A 14,725-nucleotide genomic window follows, 5' to 3' on the forward strand; every position below is an offset into this window, starting at 1 on the left:
GATGGGCGGATCAACCGCGACTGACCCGGTCAGCTGTCGCAGGTCGTGGCGGGCAGGCCGGTCACCGGCACCGGGGACCGGCCGCCCGGGTGGGTCTTGCCGGCCAGCACCCCGGCGAGGGCGGTCATCGACGCCCGGCTCGACGAGTACGTCGCCAGCAGGGTGGGCGACTTCGCCTTCGCCAGCACGTACGGGGTGTCCATGGCGACCGTGACGGCGGCGTCGGCACGCAGGTCGCCGGCGCCGTCGCCGTACCCGACCAGGTGCACCACCGTACCGCCGCCGGCCACCACCTTCACCCCGGCCGCGGTGAGCGCCTCGGTCAGCGCCGCGCGGGTGTGGTCCCGCCCGCCGGAGGAGGTGACGGTCACCGGGCCCCGGACCCCGCCGCCGCAGGCGCCCCGCAGCACGGTCACGGCCGCCGCCGCCAGGTCCTCCGCGGCCTTGCGGTGCGCCGGGCCGCCCAGCGTGGACAGCTCGGGCGCGGGCCGGTCGGCGAGCTTGAACTTCATCGTCAGCACCCGGGTCGCCGCCTCGACGAGTCGCGGCCGGGGCAGCGACCCGTCGCGGAGCGCGGCGAGCAGCCCGTCGTACGCCTGGCCGACGTGCGGCGGCATCAGGACCAGGTCGTTGCCGGCCTTCAGCGCGCGTACCGCCGCCTCCCCCGGCGACCAGCGCTTCGCCGGCGGCATGTTCATCCCGTCGGTGATCACCACGCCCTGGAAGCCGAGTTGGCCGCGGAGCACGTCGGTGAGCAGCTTGTGCGAGAAGGTCGCCGCGGTGCCCGGGTCGACCGACCGGGTGTCGAGGTGTGCGGACATGACGGCCATCGCGCCGGCGTCGATGCCGGCGGAGAAGGGCGGCCACGCCCCGGCCTCCAGCGCCTTGCGGGACTGGTCGAGCACCGGCAGGCCCTCGTGCGAGTCGGCGGCGCTGTGGCCGTGGCCGGGGAAGTGCTTGACGGTGGCCGCGACGCCCGCGGCCTGCAAGCCCCGGACCGCCCCGGCGACCTGCGCCGCCGTCGCCTTCGGGTCCGCGCCGTACGACCGGGAGCCGATCACGGTGCTGCGGGTGGCGAGCACGTCGGCGACCGGGGCGAAGTCGAGGTTGATCCCCATCGCGGCCAGTTCGTCGCCGGCCGCCCGCCAGGCGGCCTCGGTCAGCTCCGGCTTCCCGGCCGCGCCGGCGGCGAGGGCGCTGGGCAGCAGGGTCACCCCGTCGGTGATCCGGGTGACCACGCCGTACTCCTGGTCGGTGCCGATCAGGAAGGGCGCCTGGCCGGCGGGGAGCCGGCCGGCGGCCTCGCGCAGGCCGGTGGTGAGTTCGCGGACCTGCTTCGGGTTGTCGACGTTGGTGGTCTCCTGGTTGCCCTTCGTGGGGTCGTCGGCGCTGAAGCCGACCAGGATCAACCCGCCGAGCCGGTACTTGGCGATCATCTCGGCGGGGGTGTCCACCCCGCCCAGCGCCTGGTTGCCGGCCTTGGAGCCGGGCGAGACCCGGGTGGCCGCGTCGCCGTAGGCGTAGGGCATCAGCACCTGGCCGACGAGGTCCTCGTCGGCGAGGGTGGCGACCAGGGCGGCGGCGCGGGCCGCCGGGTCGGCGGCGGACGCGCTCGCGCCGGGCGTCGGACTGGCCGGTGCGGTGGCGCTCGTCGGCGCCGGGTCGGGGCGGCGCTCCGCCGCCCCGGAGCACCCGGAGACGAGCAGCGCGGTCAGGGCGGCGAGCGCGACGCCGGCACGTCGCGGGGTAGTCGACACGCGGCCCATCCCACCAGTTCACCCCTTATCGGGGCAACTTGACCTTCGCGCCGGGCACGGCCGGACGTGGGGCGTCAGCCGACGCGGGTGAGCAGTGTCACCGGCGCGCCGTCACCGGCGTAGCGGTAGGGCTCCAGCTCGGCGTCCCAGGCGGTGCCCAGCGCCTTGTCGAGGGCGTGCGCGAGGGCCTCCGGCGCCCGCGCGCCCGCCATCAGGCTGCGCAGCCGGTCCTCGCCGAGCTGGATGTCGCCGGCCGCGCCCACGGTCGCCCGGAACAGGCCGCGACCGGGGACGTACATGAAGCGCTCGCCGTCGGCGCCCGGGCTCGGCTCCTCGGTGACCTCGAAACGGATCATGGGCCACTGCCGGAGGGCAGCAGCCAGCTCGGCGCCCGTCCCCGGACGACCGGTCCACCCGCACTCGGCCCGGCGGGCGCCGGGGTCGACGGGCTGAGCCGTCCACTGCAGGTTGACCGGCGCGGCGAGGACGCGCGCGATCGCCCACTCGACGTGTGAGCACACGGCGAGCGGGGTCGAGTGGACGTATACGACGCCACGCGTTGGCACGGTGACCTCCCGGAGAGCGAGGTGCGTCTTCCCCTACGACCTCGATCGCCCGAGTGGCTTCTGGAACACATGATGACTGGTGTGACGGATGGTGCGCCAGGGAATCGGAAAATTGGCCGGCGGAATAGTCGGACGGGTGACCGCGGTTGACCCCTCCAGACGCGATGACCAGCCAGGGATCGCGGTCGTGTACAGTTCCATCGGCGGCCTGTGCCGCGCACATCTTCCGCGGACCCACTCCACCAGGTGCCGTCCGCACAGCCCCCGGACGTTCCGTCCTCCCGTACGTCTTGCAAGGAGTACCTCCGTGGCGAGCAACACCTCTAAGACCGCGCGCGCGTCAGTCCGGGCCGGCCAGGCTGGCCAGGGTGGCGCCCTCAGCGTGCTGGGCGAGTTCAAGTACCTCATCCCGCTCAACGGCGGCAAGCACGCCTACGTGCGGAACCTGACCAACGGCAAGACCGCGCACCTGCGCACCGACTCCGAGGCGTTCGTCGAGGAGATCCGGGCGCTGGCCGCCGCGGGCCACGCCGCCAAGATCCGGGCCGAGATCAACACCCTGAACGCCGCCCACCCGGGCGACGGCTGGGACGCCACCGAGAAGCGCCTCGTCGAGGCCGGCGTCTTCGAGGGCTGAGCCCTTCCCACGCGACACCTGGACCGCCCGTCGGGGATCACCCCGGCGGGCGGTTCCGCGTCCGCACCCGACCGGCGCCTGCCCGGTGCGACCCGTCGGCGCCGCCGGCGGACTCACTCCCGCAGGAGCGTGACCTCACCGGTGGCCAGGTCGTAGAGGGCGCCGACCACGGCCAGCCGGCCGGCGGCGACCGGGCCGGCGAGCAGGTCGTCGGCGCGCAGCACGGCCACCGTCCGCGACACGTGCCGCCGGATCGCCATCGGGTGCGCCCGGGGGTCGTCGACGCCCACCTCGACCACCGCCGGGGCGATCTGCCCGACCAGGTGCGCCAGCGCGCCACCCGGTGGCCGCCCGCGGCGCAGCGCGTCCACCGCCGAGGCGACCGCGCCGCACCGCTCGTGCCCCAGCACCATCACCAGCGGTACGCCCAACTCGCCGACCACGTACTCGATGCTGCCGAGCACCGCCCGGTCGAGCACGTGCCCGCCGGTGCGGATCACGCAGATCGAGCCGAACGTCTGGTCGAAGATCGCCTCCAGGGGCACCCGCGAGTCGATGCAGCCCAGCAGCACCGCGTACGGCTGCTGGTCGCCGGAGGCTGCCGCCGCGGCGGCGGTGACGTCGTGGCCATGGATCGGCTGGCCGCTGACGAACCGGCGGTTGCCGGCGAGCAGCTCCGCCAGCGCGGCCCGCGGCGTGCCGCCGGGCGCGCGCCCGGCCGGCGCGGGTCCGGGCGGCGGTGCCTGCGGCGACCCCATGCCTCCAGCTTGGCGGGCCCGGGCCGCGCCCGGACGCCGGTTGCGAATCTTCTCACCGGCACGGTTGGCGTGGTGTCATGGGGGGTAGCCGGTGTTACCACCGGGTATCCCCGGTGTTGCGGACCAGCGCGGCCCGGGGAGGTGGCGATGCCGGAGCACGTCGAGGTACGTCTTCCTGACGACGTACGCCTGCACGTCGAGGCGACCGGGCCGGCGGACGCCGAGGTCACCGTGGTGCTGCTGCACGGCTGGACGCTGGACGGGCGAGCCTGGCACAAGCAGCTCTCCGACCTGCGGGAACGCTTCGACGGCGCGGTGCGGGTGGTGGCCTACGACGCCCGCGGACACGGCAGGTCGAGCTGCATGGCGCTGCCCACCGCCACCCTCGCCCAGCTCGGCGACGACCTCGCGGCGGTACTCGACCGGGTGGCCCCGACCGGCCGGGTGGTGCTCGTCGGCCACTCGATGGGCGGCATGACGATCATGGAGTACGCGCACCGGCACCCCGAGCACTTCGCCGCCCGGGCCGCGGGCCTGGTCTTCGTCTCGACGACGGCCGAGGGGCACACGCACACCGCCTACGGCCTCTCGCCCCGGATCGCCCGGTTGATCCGGCTTGCCGAGACCACCGGGGCCGGCGTACTGGCCCGGTGCGGGTCCTGGCGGCCACCCCGGGCGCTGCTGCGCGCCCTTCGCCCCAGCATCCGCTGGATGCTCTTCGGCGACCGCTGCGACCCGCCCGACATCCGACTGGTGACCTCGGCGGTGGCGCGCGCCTCGCTCCGCTCGATCGGCGGGTTCCGCGCCTCCATCGGGGCGCAGCACCGGCTGGACACCCTCGCCAGGCTCGCCCACCTGCCGGCGGCCGCGCTGGTCGGCGACCGGGACCGGCTCACCCCGCCGCCGTGCGCCGAGTCGATCGCCGCCGCGCTCCCGGCGACCGAGCTGACCGTCTGTCCGGGCGCCGGGCACATGCTCATGATGGAACGCCCCACCGAGGTCAACGCGGCGCTTGGCGGGGTGCTCCGCCAGGTGCTCGCCGACGCCGGGGCCGGCGCGCCCGCCACCGCCCGGGAGGGCTGAGGCGGCGCGGCCCGCAGCGCCGGCGCGGGTGGCCGGGGAGGCCGGCGCGGCGCGGCCGGCAACGTGACGCGGGATCCTTTACCGCACCTCAGGCGCGGCTGGTTGCGCGCGGGCCGTACCCTCTTGCGGTTGGCCTGGCGCGGTTCGTGCGGTTCGCGCCGCTCGCCGCCGACGTCAGGAGGAGCGACCGTTGACCGACCAGACCACCCTGGCGCAGGAGACCGCCGTCGAGCAGCGGCACCTCGACCGGGTGTACGCCCGGCTGGCCGAGCTTCGCCGGGCGGCGGTCCGCGCCGAGAAGGAGGGCTACCGGCTCGCGCGGGTGGGCAACTTCGGAGCCCTGGTCGAACGGGACGCGATGGTGTTCCACGCCGCGCAGCGACGGCACGTGCTGGACGCCGAGCACGAGGGGCTGGTCTTCGGCCGGCTGGACCTGCGCGACCGGCAGGTGCTGCACGTCGGGCGGCTCGGCATCCGGGACGAGGACGCGACGACACTGGTGGTCGACTGGCGGGCCCCGGCCGCCGCCGCCTTCTACCAGGCCACCCCGGCGCAGCCGCTGGGCGTGGTGCGGCGGCGCATGATCCAGTCATCCGGCGAGCGGGTCACCCGGATCGAGGACGACCTGCTCGATCCGGCCGCCGCGCCCGCCGACATGGCCGTGGTCGGCGACGGCGCGCTGCTCGCCACGCTCTCGAAGGCCACCGGCCGGGGCATGCGGGACATCGTCGCCACCATCCAGCGGGAGCAGGACGAGGCGATCCGCTCCCCCGGGTCGGGCGTGACGATCGTGTCCGGCGGCCCGGGCACCGGCAAGACGGCGGTCGCCCTGCACCGGGCGGCGTACCTGCTCTACTCGGACCGCAGCCGGTACGCCGGCGGCGGCATCCTGGTGGTCGGCCCGTCCTCGGTCTTCGTCGAGTACATCGCCTCGGTGCTGCCCTCGCTCGGTGAGGACACCGCCACGCTGCACTCGCTGGGCACCCTCTTCCCGGGCATGAGCGCCACCCGCACCGACCCGCCGGCCGTGGCGGCCGTCAAGGGCTCGCTGCGGATGCGCCGGGTGCTGGAGCGGGCCGCCCGGGACGCGGTGCCGGAGGGCCCGGCCGAGCTGCGCCTGCTCTACCGGGGCGAGCTGCTCCGGCTGGACCGCCGCGAGCTGGACGCCGTCCGGGACCGGGCGATGCCCCGGGGCGCCCGCCGCAACGAGGTGCGCCGCGCCGGCTTCGACGGCGTCCTCGCCGCGCTCTGGGCCCAGGCCCGCCGGCTGGGCATCGGCCGGCTGCCCGAGCAGCGCGCGTTCGAGGACGAGATCGTCGAGCGGCCGGAGTTCCGGGAGTTCCTCAAGGCGTGGTGGCCGCGGCTGCACCCGCGGCACGTGTTGGGCTGGCTGGCCCGCCCCGACCGGCTGCGCCGGTACGCCGGCGGGATCCTCTCCGGGGCCGAGATCCGGCTGTTGACGGAGGCGTACCGGAGCCTGGACCGCGCCGGGCTGACGATCGCCGACATCGCGCTGCTGGACGAGCTGGACGCGCTGCTCGGCAAGCCGATGAAGCCGGCCCGGCCGAAGCGGGACCCGTACCAGCTGGCCGGCGGGGTGCGCGAGCTGAGCACGTTCGCCGACCGGCAGCGCGCCGCCCGCGAGGCGGCCCGCCAGCGTCCGGAGGACTACCGGGAGTACGCGCACGTGGTGGTCGACGAGTCGCAGGACGTCTCGCCGATGCAGTGGCGCATGATCGGCCGGCGCGGGCGGCTGGCCTCGTGGACGGTGGTGGGCGACCCGGCGCAGACGGCCTGGACCGGGGACCCGGACGAGCTGTCCCGGGCCCGGGACCAGGCGCTGGGCCGGCGCAAGCGGCACCACTTCACCCTCACCACGAACTACCGCAACTCGGCGGAGATCTTCGCGGTCGCGGCGGCCGAGATCCGCCGGCTCCACCCCGACCTCCCGCTGCCCACGGCGGTGCGCTCCACCGGCGTCGACCCGGTCGAGCTGGTGGTGCCGGCGGCGGAGCTGGAGACCGCCGTGGTGGAGGCGGCCACGGCCCTGCTCGCCGAGGTGGAGGGCACCGTCGGCGTCATCACCCCGGTGCCCCGCCGGGACGAGGTGGCCGGGTGGCTGGGCGGGCTGGCCGCGCCGCGCCTGCAGGTGGTGACCAGCCTGGAGGCCAAGGGCATGGAGTACGACGGGGTGGTCCTGGTCGCCCCGGGCGAGATCCGGGCGGACCCGGGCTCGGGCGTACGCACGCTCTACGTCGCGCTCTCCCGGGCCACCCAGCGGCTGACCACCGTCGACCCGGTCGGCTGAGCCGCCGGCCCGCCCGGCGGCCACTTGCATATATTGCGATGTGAGCATAGTTTGGACGCGGATCCGAACGGGTGACGGAGGGTGGGCGCGTGGGCGCAGGTCATGACCACCACCACGGGTCGGTCGCGAACGCCGCGCACCGCCACCGGGGCCGGCTCTGGGCCGCGTTCGCGCTGCTCGGCGCCCTGATGGTGGTGGAGGCGGTGACCGCCTTCCGCACCGGCTCGCTGGCCCTGCTCAGCGACGCGGGGCACATGTTCACCGACGTGCTCGGCATCGGCATGGCGCTCGCCGCGATCACCGCCACCCGGCGGGCCGGGGCGGACCCGCAGCGCACCTTCGGCCTCTACCGGCTGGAGGTGCTGGCCGCCCTCGCGAACGCCGTGCTGCTCTCCGGCGTCGCGGTCTACGTGGTCGTCGAGGCGGTACGCCGGTTCGGCGACCCGCCGGAGGTGCTCGCCGGCCCGATGCTCGTGGTGGCCCTGCTCGGCCTGCTCGCCAACGTGGGCGCCTTCGCCCTGCTGCGCTCCGGGGCCAAGGAGAGCATCAACCTGCAGGGCGCCTACCTGGAGGTGCTGGGTGACCTGCTGGGCTCACTCGGCGTGATCGGCGCGGCGCTGCTGATCGCCGTCACCGACTGGTGGTGGGCCGATCCGCTGGTCGCGGTGGCGATCGGGCTGTTCATCCTGCCCCGCACCTGGCGGCTCGGGCGCGCCGCGCTGCGCATCCTGGTGCAGGCCGCGCCGGAGCACCTCGAGGTCACCAAGGTGCACGACAGGCTGGCCGCCGTGCCGGGCGTCGCCGAGGTGCACGACCTGCACGTCTGGACGCTGACCTCCGGCATGGAGGTGGCCTCGGCGCACCTGACGATGGCACCGGGCGCGGAGGTCGGCGCGGTGCTCAGCGCGGCCCGGTCGGCGCTGCACGAGGACTTCCGGATCGAGCACGCCACGCTCCAGATCGAGCCCGGAGCGTCCCCCGGGACCTGTGGGTCGGTTGAGTGGTAATGAGCACAACCTTAAATCTGGGCGAGTATTGTCGGCTTATGTCGGATTTGACGGTAAGCGGACAGTCACCCGCAGTCACTCCCGCTGCACCAGTCACACCGGCACCGGTAGGCTCGGTTCCGGCCTTCGCCAGGCGGCACCCACCGGTGCCGGCGATGGCCGCCGCCTAATCGCCCGGCGGGGCGAACCGGGGAACCATGTTCGTGGGGTGCATCCGCGTCAGCGGTAGGGATCTTCCGTCCCGAACCCGTCAGCTAACCCGGTCGGCGGCTGACGGAAGGACACGTGTATGCCAGTGATGGCACCTGTACGACGACGCGCCGCCCGGATGGCGGCCCTGATCACCGCGACGCTCGCCCTCGGCACCGCGGTCGCGCCGGTCACCGCCGCCCCGGCGGCGGCCACTCCCCGCGCCGGGCTGCTCGCCGCGGCGCCCGGGCAGGACGAGGAGGGCGGCACGCCCGCCCTGCGGGCCCAACTGGAGGCCGCCAGCAAGGGCTACCTCGACGCCAAGCGGGCCCTCGACACGTCGGTCCGGCGGCAGCAGCAGCTCGCCGCGCAGCTCAAGACGACCGAGACCCAGCTGGCCGAGCGGGCGGACAAGGTCGGCGAGATCGCCGGGGTGGCCTACCGCAGCGGCCGGCTCGGCGTCGCGTCCGCGCTGCTCAACAGCAGCTCACCGGACGGCTTCATGGACCGGGCCGCCGCCCTCGACGCGGTGGCCGCCAACGAGGACCGGGCCCTGCGCGAGCTTCAGGAGACCCGCGACGCGGCCACCCGCACCAAGCTCGCCCTGGACGGCGAGATCCGGGAACAGCGCAAGCAGGTCACGCTGATGGCCAAGCGCAAGGAGCAGGCCGAGCGGGCGCTGACCGTGGCCAACCGGAAGCAACAGTCCGCGGGCAGCGCGCCACGCGGCACCTCGACCGCGACGGCGAAGCCGGCGCCGCGCAACTCCGACGGCTCCTGGCCGTCCGAGTCGTGCAGCGTCAACGACCCCACCCCCGCCAACGGCTGCATCACCCCGCGCACCCTGCACGCGCTCAACCAGGCCAAGGCGGCCGGCTTCACCCGCTACGTCTCCTGCTACCGCCCCGGCGGCTCCGGCGAGCACCCGAAGGGGCGGGCCTGCGACTTCGCGGCGCAGAAGGGCGGGTTCGGCGGCGACGCCACCGGCGGCGACCGGACGTACGGCAACAACCTGGCGGCGTACTTCGTCAGGAACGCCGACCGGCTGGCCGTGCTCTACGTGATCTGGTACAGGCAGATCTGGCTGCCCAGCAGCGGGTGGAAGTCGTACAGCGGCGCCAACGGCGATCCGTCCAGCGACCACACCAACCACGTGCACCTGTCGGTCTACTGACGCCCCGGCCCCGGTGACCCGCCCGTCGGGTCGCCGGGGCCGTGCCACGTGTACGCCCGTCGGCCCCGGCGGGCCTGTCGGGGCGTCGTCGGCGTCCGCGCTCAGCCGGCCGGCGGCCCGGAGGTGCGGTCCAGCACGGCGCCCAGCCGGGCGGCCAGCCCCAGGTGGGCCGCGCGCGCCTGACGGAAGGCGTAGCCGAAGAGCGGCGCGGGCGCGGCGAGGGTGATCTCGACCTCGATCCGGACGACGCCGTCCGGCTCGGCCCGCAGCCGGGTCCGGTTGCGCACGGTGGTGGCCGGCCGCTGCCGCGCCACGGTGACGATCTCTTCCGGTCCGGCCACCAGGACATCGGCCTGGTAGGTGATCGGCAGACGCAGCGGCCCGGCGGCCAACCGGTCGGTGATGAGGTAACTGGCCCGCGCGCCGGGCCGGGGCGGCACCACCCGGCGGACCCGGACGATCAGCGGGTGCAGGTCCTCCTGCCGGGCCGGGTCCGCGAGCAACCCGGCGGCCTCGGCCAGGGAGCAGCGCGCCTGGACGGTGTAGCTGAAGGAATCCCGCCTGAGCACGCTGTCTCCCCACGTCGCCGTCGACCGATCGTCGCGCACGCGCGGCGCGGTGGCAACGGCGCGCCCGTACCGGCGCGGATGCCGGCCACCCACCCGCCGACCCGACTACCGTCGGCTGTTGACGGTTCACCGAGCGTCGACGGAGGCGGGAGCATGAACGGGTACGACGGATGAGCGGGCACGTGATGGTCTTCGCGCCCACGCCCCGGCTGACGGTGACCGTCGACCAGCCCAGCGACGCCCCGGAACTGCATCTGCACCCCGGCGGCCAGGGCGTCTGGCAGGCCCGGATGGTGATGTCGCTCGGCGTCGACGTGGTGCTGTGCGCCGCGCTCGGCGGCGAGATCGGCCAGGTCCTGGAGCCGCTGCTGGTCAGCGAGGGGGTCGACCTCAAGGTGGTGCTGCGGGACTCCGGCAGCGGCGGATACGTGCACGACCGCCGCGAGGGGTCCCGGCGGGAGATCGTGGACGTGCCCGGCCAGCCGCTCAGCCGGCACGAGCTGGACGAGCTCTACAACCTGGCGCTCGGCGAGGGGCTGCGCGCCCCGGTCAGCGTGCTGAGCGGGCCGAACGAGCCCGCGCTGGTGCCGGCCGACCTCTACCGGCGCTTCGCCGCCGACCTCGGCGCCAACGGCAGTCGGGTGGTGGTCGACCTGGCCGGCGAGCACCTCACCGCGGTGCTGGAGAGCGGGGTCTTCTTCCTCAAGGTCAGCCACGAGGAGCTCATCGCCGACGGCCGGGCCGAGGGCGAGGACGAGGAGCAGCTCACCCGGGCGATGTACGACCTGCACGCCGGCGGCGCCGAGAACGTCGTGGTGAGCCGGGCCGACAAGCCGGCCCTGGCCCTGGTCGACGGCGAGGTGTTCGAGGTGGAGATGCCCCGGTTGCAGGCCGCCGACCCGCGCGGCGCGGGCGACTCGATGACCGCCGGGGTGGCCGCCGTGGTCGCCCGGGGCGGTGACGTACGCACCGCGATCCGGACCGGGGCGGCCGCGGGGGCGCTCAACGTGACGCGGCACGGCCTCGGCACCGGCCGGCTCGACTCGATCACCGGCCTGGTCGACCGGGTGCGTCTCGTGCCGGCCGGCAGCCGGCCGCAGGAGCGGACCACCCCCGACGAGCTGGCCGGCCGGGCGGCCGAGCGATGACGCTGCGCGTGCTGGTCACCAACGACGACGGGATCGCCGCGCCGGGCATCCAGGCGCTGGCCCGGGCGGCGGCGGACCGGGGCCTCGACGTGGTCGTGGCCGCCCCGCTGGAGGAGGCGAGCGGCACCAGCGCCGCGATGACCGCCGTGGAGCAGAACGGGCACGTGGTGGTCCGCGAGCACCCGCTGCCGGAGCTGCCGGGGGTGCCGGCGTTCGGGGTGGGCGGCTCACCCGGCTTCATCGCGCTGATCGCGGTGCACGGCGCGTTCGGGCCGCCGCCGGCCGTGGTGCTCTCCGGCATCAACCGGGGCGCGAACGCCGGCCGCGCCGTGCTGCACTCCGGCACCGTGGGCGCCGCCTTCACCGCCGCCGCGAACGGCTGCCGGGCGATGGCCGTCTCCCTCGACGTGCTCTCGGCCGGGGAGGCGACGGCCGCCAGCGGGGGCGCCGCGGTGGCCGCCGCCGCCCGGGTACGCGACTCCGAGCGGCACTGGTCGACCGCCGCCCGGGTCGCCCTGGACCTCCTGCCCCGGCTCACCGCTGGGCCGGTGGAGAGCGTGCTCAACGTCAACGCGCCGGACCTGCCGCACGGCCGGCTGCGGGGGGTGCGCCGGGGCACGCTGGCCAGCTTCGGCCAGGTGCAGATGACGGTGGCGGAGTCGGGGCACGGCTTCGTGCGCACGTCCCTGGAGGAGCCCGGGCAGGCGGTGCAGCCGGGCACCGACCTGGCCCTGCTGGCCGACGGGTACGCCTCCGTGACGGCGATCCGCGCGGTCACGGAGGCGGCAGACGTCGACCTGTCGGGGCTCGGCGGCGACTGAGGCCGCCGGTCGGCCGGTCAGGCGCCGGGGAGCACCTCGGGGGTGGGCGCGCCGGCGTAGTAGGGCTCGGGGGCGCCGAAGAGGCCGAGCAGGCCGGTCACCCAGAGCTGCCGGTGCACGAACCGGCTCGGCTCGGTGACGACGAGCTTGACCCCGCTCACCTCGGCGGTCTGGAAGCCGGCGACCATCGCGCTGATGCCGACCGAGTCGATGAAGGTGACAAGCCTCATGTTGAGCTCGATCCGGCTGGGGCGCCCCTTGGTCAGCACCTCGGCGATCGCCTCGCGCACCTCGTACGCGGTGTCGACGTCGATCTCGCCCCGGGGGGCGATCTCGATGACACCACCGGGCAGAACCGACTTCACGATCGACAGGCTCACGCGAGCACCTCCACTCGCCCGTCCGACGGGCGCCTCATCAGTACGCGGGCCGCGACCGAGAGTATTCCTCCAACGGCCTCGGTCGCCACCCCTCGGGATGAGCAATTCGCGGACGAGGGCGCACCAAGTCGCCCTTATCCGGACTTTTACTTCTTATTCACCCAACGATCAGCTGCCGCCGACGCGTCGCCGACCCAGGGTAGCGGTCCCCCGCCGGCAGCGCCCGGCACCCGACCTCCCGGGCGTGGCCTGCACCGCTTCCGCCCCGCGGGTTGCCCGCCCTGCCTAGCATCGGCTCGGAGAGCGGGGACCTCGACGGAAGGAAGATCGATGATCAGAAGACTTGCCGCGCTGGCCGGTGTCGGCGCGCTGCTGGCCCTCGTGCTGGCCTGCGGCTTCGGCGGCGGCGACGACGATGACGACGATGACGACTTCGCCGGCGGCGCGACCGCGGTGGTCACGCTCCACTGACGCCCTTCGGGGCCCGGCGCCGGGTGGTCACGCCCACACCGGCGCTCCCGCACCCGGCCCGGCCGCACGGCCGGCCGGTTCCCGCCGGGGTTTGCGGAGCCGCCCGACCGGGCACAGGCGGGACGAGCGAACCGTGACCGCCGGTGCGACGTCGAAGTCCGAAGTGGCCGTCGGCTTCGGCACCCCGAGGAGGTAACCACCATGTTCGGAACCAACCTGCTGGACCGCCGCAGCAAGCCCGAGCGGATCGCGGACCAGGCGTGGCAGCACCTGGTCTCGGCGGTCAGCTCCGCCGGCGACAGCGTCCGCGACACCGCCCGGTCGGCCCGCCGGGGCGGTTCCGGCTTCGCCGACGAGGCCGGCGACCTGATGGGCTCCGCGGCGGACGAGGCCCGCCGCCGGGCCACCCTGGCCTTCGACGCGCTCGCCGGTCGCCGGCCCGCGCTGCCCTGGACGCTGCTGGTCGGCGCCGCGCTGGTCGGCGCGGCGATCGGCTGGGCCGCCGGCACCGCCGCGCGGGCCGCCGGCAGCCGCGGCGACCGGGCGATGGACGACATCGAGTTCGTCGACGTGGACCGCCCCAACTCCCCCGTCGGCCTCGACGGCTGACCGCCCGCGGGACGGACACTCCACCGGCCCCGGTCGACCACCCGGTCGGCCGGGGCTCGCCGTGTCCGATGCCGAGCCGGTGTCGCGCTCGGTGCGGCCGACGGGGGCGCCCGGTTCAACGGGCAGCCCGGCCTGCCGCGGATCGAACGGATCGTGCGTCGAGGGGTCAGAAGGCGGTGACGTCGGCCGGCGCCCGCTCGGCCCGGGTCAGCGCGCGCAGCACCGCCGGCTGGCCGTGCCGGCGTACGGCGAGGCGGGCCAGCAGGGAGAGCACCGGGTCGAGCACCTCCGCGGGCAGCTCCGGGGTCGGTACGCCGACGCTGACCGCGAGGTCGTCGGAGTGCACCGCGATCTCCATCAGCCGGGTGGTGAGGTAGTCGTCCAGGGTCAGCGACCAGGGCCCCCTGGCCAGGTGCACCACCCGGTCGGCCGGCTGCGCCGACAGCGCCGCGGCCAGTTCGCCCAGCGTGGCGGTGGCCCGGTCGACCAGCGCCGCCGGCCCGTCCGCCGCGACGGCCTCGCCGGCCCGGCGGATGCCGACGTTCACCTCGTCGTCCGGCTTGGTCCCGATCCACCTCGCCGGCGCGTAGTGGTCGAGCAGCCCGACCGGCTCGCCGGCGGGTACCGGCTCGGCGAGCACCGTGGCGACCTGGAACAGTTGGCTGGCGAGGTGGCCGGCCAGGCCACCGACGCCGAACTCCGGCAACGCGCTCGGCTCGTCCCACCGGGCCGCCACGGCCGGGTCGGCGAGCAGGTCGAGCGCCGAACGCGCGGCGGTCAGGTAGGCCCTCCTGATCGAACTCACGGGCGAATCCCTTTCCCTCGGCTGAGGCCACCGAGCCTAGGGCCCGGTCCGCCGGGGCGCTGGACCCCTCAGGCCGCCCCGGCGGACCGGAGTCCGCGCCGGGGTCAGCGGCTGGTGCAGGTGACCGTCGCCGGTGCACCGTTGGTGCCGGTCCAGCTCCCGAGGAAGCCGACGGTGGTGCTGGCGCCGGCGCCGAGGGCGCCGTTCCAGCCGGCGTCGCGGACGGAGACGGCCGCCCCGGTCTGGGTGTGGGTGCCGCCCCAGAGCTGGGTGATCTTCTGGCCGTCGGGGAAGGTCCAGCCCACCGTCCAGCCGGCGATCGCCGAGCTGCCGGCGTTCCGCACCACCAGTTCGCCCTGGAAGCCGCCCTGCCAGGAGCCGGTCACCCGGTAGGTCGCGGCACAGCCGCCGGTGGGCGGCGGGGTGGTCGGGTTGCCGCCGCC

Annotated in this window: 16 protein-coding genes and 1 riboswitch; of the genes, 9 read left to right on the forward strand and 7 right to left on the reverse strand. The window is 75.3% G+C overall.

What is annotated here, in order from left to right; translation table 11 throughout:
- Nucleotides 1-29: 29 nt before the first annotated feature.
- Nucleotides 30-1,766, reverse strand: a complete 1,737-nt coding sequence (locus ACSNOB_RS09015) for a glycoside hydrolase family 3 protein (RefSeq protein ID WP_436686114.1) — start codon at nucleotides 1,764-1,766, stop codon at nucleotides 30-32.
- A gap of 65 nt (nucleotides 1,767-1,831) precedes the next feature.
- Nucleotides 1,832-2,323, reverse strand: a complete 492-nt coding sequence (locus ACSNOB_RS09020; RefSeq protein WP_091104340.1) for a DUF3145 domain-containing protein — start codon at nucleotides 2,321-2,323, stop codon at nucleotides 1,832-1,834.
- A 307-nt stretch (nucleotides 2,324-2,630) separates the two neighbouring features.
- On the opposite strand from ACSNOB_RS09020, the gene ACSNOB_RS09025 reads away from it, so the two are divergent.
- Nucleotides 2,631-2,960 carry a hypothetical protein gene (locus ACSNOB_RS09025; RefSeq protein ID WP_350683060.1) on the forward strand — a complete coding sequence of 110 codons (330 nt, stop codon included), beginning with the start codon at nucleotides 2,631-2,633 and terminating at the stop codon, nucleotides 2,958-2,960.
- A gap of 113 nt (nucleotides 2,961-3,073) precedes the next feature.
- On the opposite strand, the gene ACSNOB_RS09030 is transcribed toward ACSNOB_RS09025, so the two are convergent.
- Complete coding sequence (locus ACSNOB_RS09030) at nucleotides 3,074-3,718, reverse strand: carbonic anhydrase (RefSeq protein ID WP_436686116.1); 645 nt, start codon at nucleotides 3,716-3,718, stop codon at nucleotides 3,074-3,076.
- A gap of 147 nt (nucleotides 3,719-3,865) precedes the next feature.
- Here ACSNOB_RS09030 and ACSNOB_RS09035 point away from each other — a divergent pair, with 147 nt between their 5' ends.
- From ACSNOB_RS09035 to ACSNOB_RS09050, 4 genes are all read left to right on the forward strand, one after another.
- On the forward strand, nucleotides 3,866-4,801 hold the full coding sequence (locus ACSNOB_RS09035) for an alpha/beta fold hydrolase (RefSeq protein WP_436686117.1): 936 nt from the start codon (nucleotides 3,866-3,868) through the stop codon (nucleotides 4,799-4,801).
- Nucleotides 4,802-4,991: 190 nt separating this feature from the next.
- A complete protein-coding gene (locus ACSNOB_RS09040; RefSeq protein ID WP_436686118.1) occupies nucleotides 4,992-7,109 on the forward strand; it encodes a HelD family protein in 2,118 nt (705 codons plus the stop codon).
- A gap of 89 nt (nucleotides 7,110-7,198) precedes the next feature.
- A complete protein-coding gene (locus tag ACSNOB_RS09045; RefSeq protein ID WP_436686119.1) occupies nucleotides 7,199-8,116 on the forward strand; it encodes a cation diffusion facilitator family transporter in 918 nt (305 codons plus the stop codon).
- Nucleotides 8,117-8,269: 153 nt separating this feature from the next.
- Nucleotides 8,270-8,401, forward strand: a riboswitch (cyclic di-AMP (ydaO/yuaA leader).
- A gap of 13 nt (nucleotides 8,402-8,414) precedes the next feature.
- Nucleotides 8,415-9,479, forward strand: a complete 1,065-nt coding sequence (locus tag ACSNOB_RS09050) for a coiled-coil domain-containing protein (RefSeq protein ID WP_436686127.1) — start codon at nucleotides 8,415-8,417, stop codon at nucleotides 9,477-9,479.
- 101 nt (nucleotides 9,480-9,580) lie between these two features.
- On the opposite strand, the gene ACSNOB_RS09055 is transcribed toward ACSNOB_RS09050, so the two are convergent.
- Entirely contained in the window at nucleotides 9,581-10,048 is a 468-nt protein-coding gene (locus ACSNOB_RS09055; RefSeq protein ID WP_436686120.1) for an SRPBCC family protein, read from the reverse strand.
- Between the two features lie 170 nt (nucleotides 10,049-10,218).
- Between ACSNOB_RS09055 and ACSNOB_RS09060 the strand changes: the two genes are divergently transcribed.
- Both ACSNOB_RS09060 and surE read left to right on the forward strand, forming a co-directional pair.
- Entirely contained in the window at nucleotides 10,219-11,196 is a 978-nt protein-coding gene (locus ACSNOB_RS09060) for a 1-phosphofructokinase family hexose kinase (RefSeq protein WP_436686121.1), read from the forward strand.
- Nucleotides 11,193-12,017: a 5'/3'-nucleotidase SurE gene (gene surE / locus ACSNOB_RS09065; RefSeq protein ID WP_393103066.1), complete on the forward strand. Its 825-nt coding sequence runs from the start codon at nucleotides 11,193-11,195 to the stop codon at nucleotides 12,015-12,017. The genes ACSNOB_RS09060 and surE overlap by 4 nt, the downstream gene beginning before the upstream one ends.
- A 17-nt stretch (nucleotides 12,018-12,034) precedes the next feature.
- On the opposite strand, the gene ACSNOB_RS09070 is transcribed toward surE, so the two are convergent.
- Nucleotides 12,035-12,397, reverse strand: a complete 363-nt coding sequence (locus ACSNOB_RS09070; RefSeq protein ID WP_393103064.1) for an STAS domain-containing protein — start codon at nucleotides 12,395-12,397, stop codon at nucleotides 12,035-12,037.
- A 330-nt stretch (nucleotides 12,398-12,727) separates the two neighbouring features.
- Between ACSNOB_RS09070 and ACSNOB_RS09075 the strand changes: the two genes are divergently transcribed.
- Both ACSNOB_RS09075 and ACSNOB_RS09080 read left to right on the forward strand, forming a co-directional pair.
- On the forward strand, nucleotides 12,728-12,868 hold the full coding sequence (locus ACSNOB_RS09075; protein ID WP_436686122.1) for a hypothetical protein: 141 nt from the start codon (nucleotides 12,728-12,730) through the stop codon (nucleotides 12,866-12,868).
- A gap of 201 nt (nucleotides 12,869-13,069) precedes the next feature.
- A complete protein-coding gene (locus ACSNOB_RS09080) occupies nucleotides 13,070-13,477 on the forward strand; it encodes a hypothetical protein (protein WP_393103060.1) in 408 nt (135 codons plus the stop codon).
- A 166-nt stretch (nucleotides 13,478-13,643) separates the two neighbouring features.
- Here ACSNOB_RS09080 and ACSNOB_RS09085 read toward each other — a convergent pair whose 3' ends face one another.
- The gene (locus tag ACSNOB_RS09085; protein ID WP_436686123.1) at nucleotides 13,644-14,282 is read right to left on the reverse strand and encodes a maleylpyruvate isomerase N-terminal domain-containing protein; all 639 of its coding nucleotides are present in this window, start codon (nucleotides 14,280-14,282) and stop codon (nucleotides 13,644-13,646) included.
- A 104-nt stretch (nucleotides 14,283-14,386) separates the two neighbouring features.
- The coding region (locus ACSNOB_RS09090; protein ID WP_436686125.1) for a cellulose binding domain-containing protein at nucleotides 14,387-14,725 on the reverse strand (339 nt) is incomplete at its 5' end.

Source organism: Micromonospora sp. URMC 106, assembly GCF_051386395.1.
Taxonomy (GTDB): domain Bacteria; phylum Actinomycetota; class Actinomycetes; order Mycobacteriales; family Micromonosporaceae; genus Micromonospora.

What these genes read in the sequence shown, in the direction of transcription:
- ACSNOB_RS09030 (WP_436686116.1), bottom strand. Translation starts at nt 3,718, where the DNA reads ATGGGGTCGCCGCAGGCACCGCCGCCCGGACCCGCGCCGGCCGGGCGC.
- ACSNOB_RS09035 (WP_436686117.1), top strand. Translation starts at nt 3,866, where the DNA reads ATGCCGGAGCACGTCGAGGTACGTCTTCCTGACGACGTACGCCTGCAC.
- surE (WP_393103066.1), top strand. Translation starts at nt 11,193, where the DNA reads ATGACGCTGCGCGTGCTGGTCACCAACGACGACGGGATCGCCGCGCCG.
- ACSNOB_RS09060 (WP_436686121.1), top strand. Translation starts at nt 10,219, where the DNA reads ATGAGCGGGCACGTGATGGTCTTCGCGCCCACGCCCCGGCTGACGGTG.
- ACSNOB_RS09080 (WP_393103060.1), top strand. Translation starts at nt 13,070, where the DNA reads ATGTTCGGAACCAACCTGCTGGACCGCCGCAGCAAGCCCGAGCGGATC.
- ACSNOB_RS09015 (WP_436686114.1), bottom strand. Translation starts at nt 1,766, where the DNA reads ATGGGCCGCGTGTCGACTACCCCGCGACGTGCCGGCGTCGCGCTCGCC.
- ACSNOB_RS09075 (WP_436686122.1), top strand. Translation starts at nt 12,728, where the DNA reads ATGATCAGAAGACTTGCCGCGCTGGCCGGTGTCGGCGCGCTGCTGGCC.
- ACSNOB_RS09050 (WP_436686127.1), top strand. Translation starts at nt 8,415, where the DNA reads ATGGCACCTGTACGACGACGCGCCGCCCGGATGGCGGCCCTGATCACC.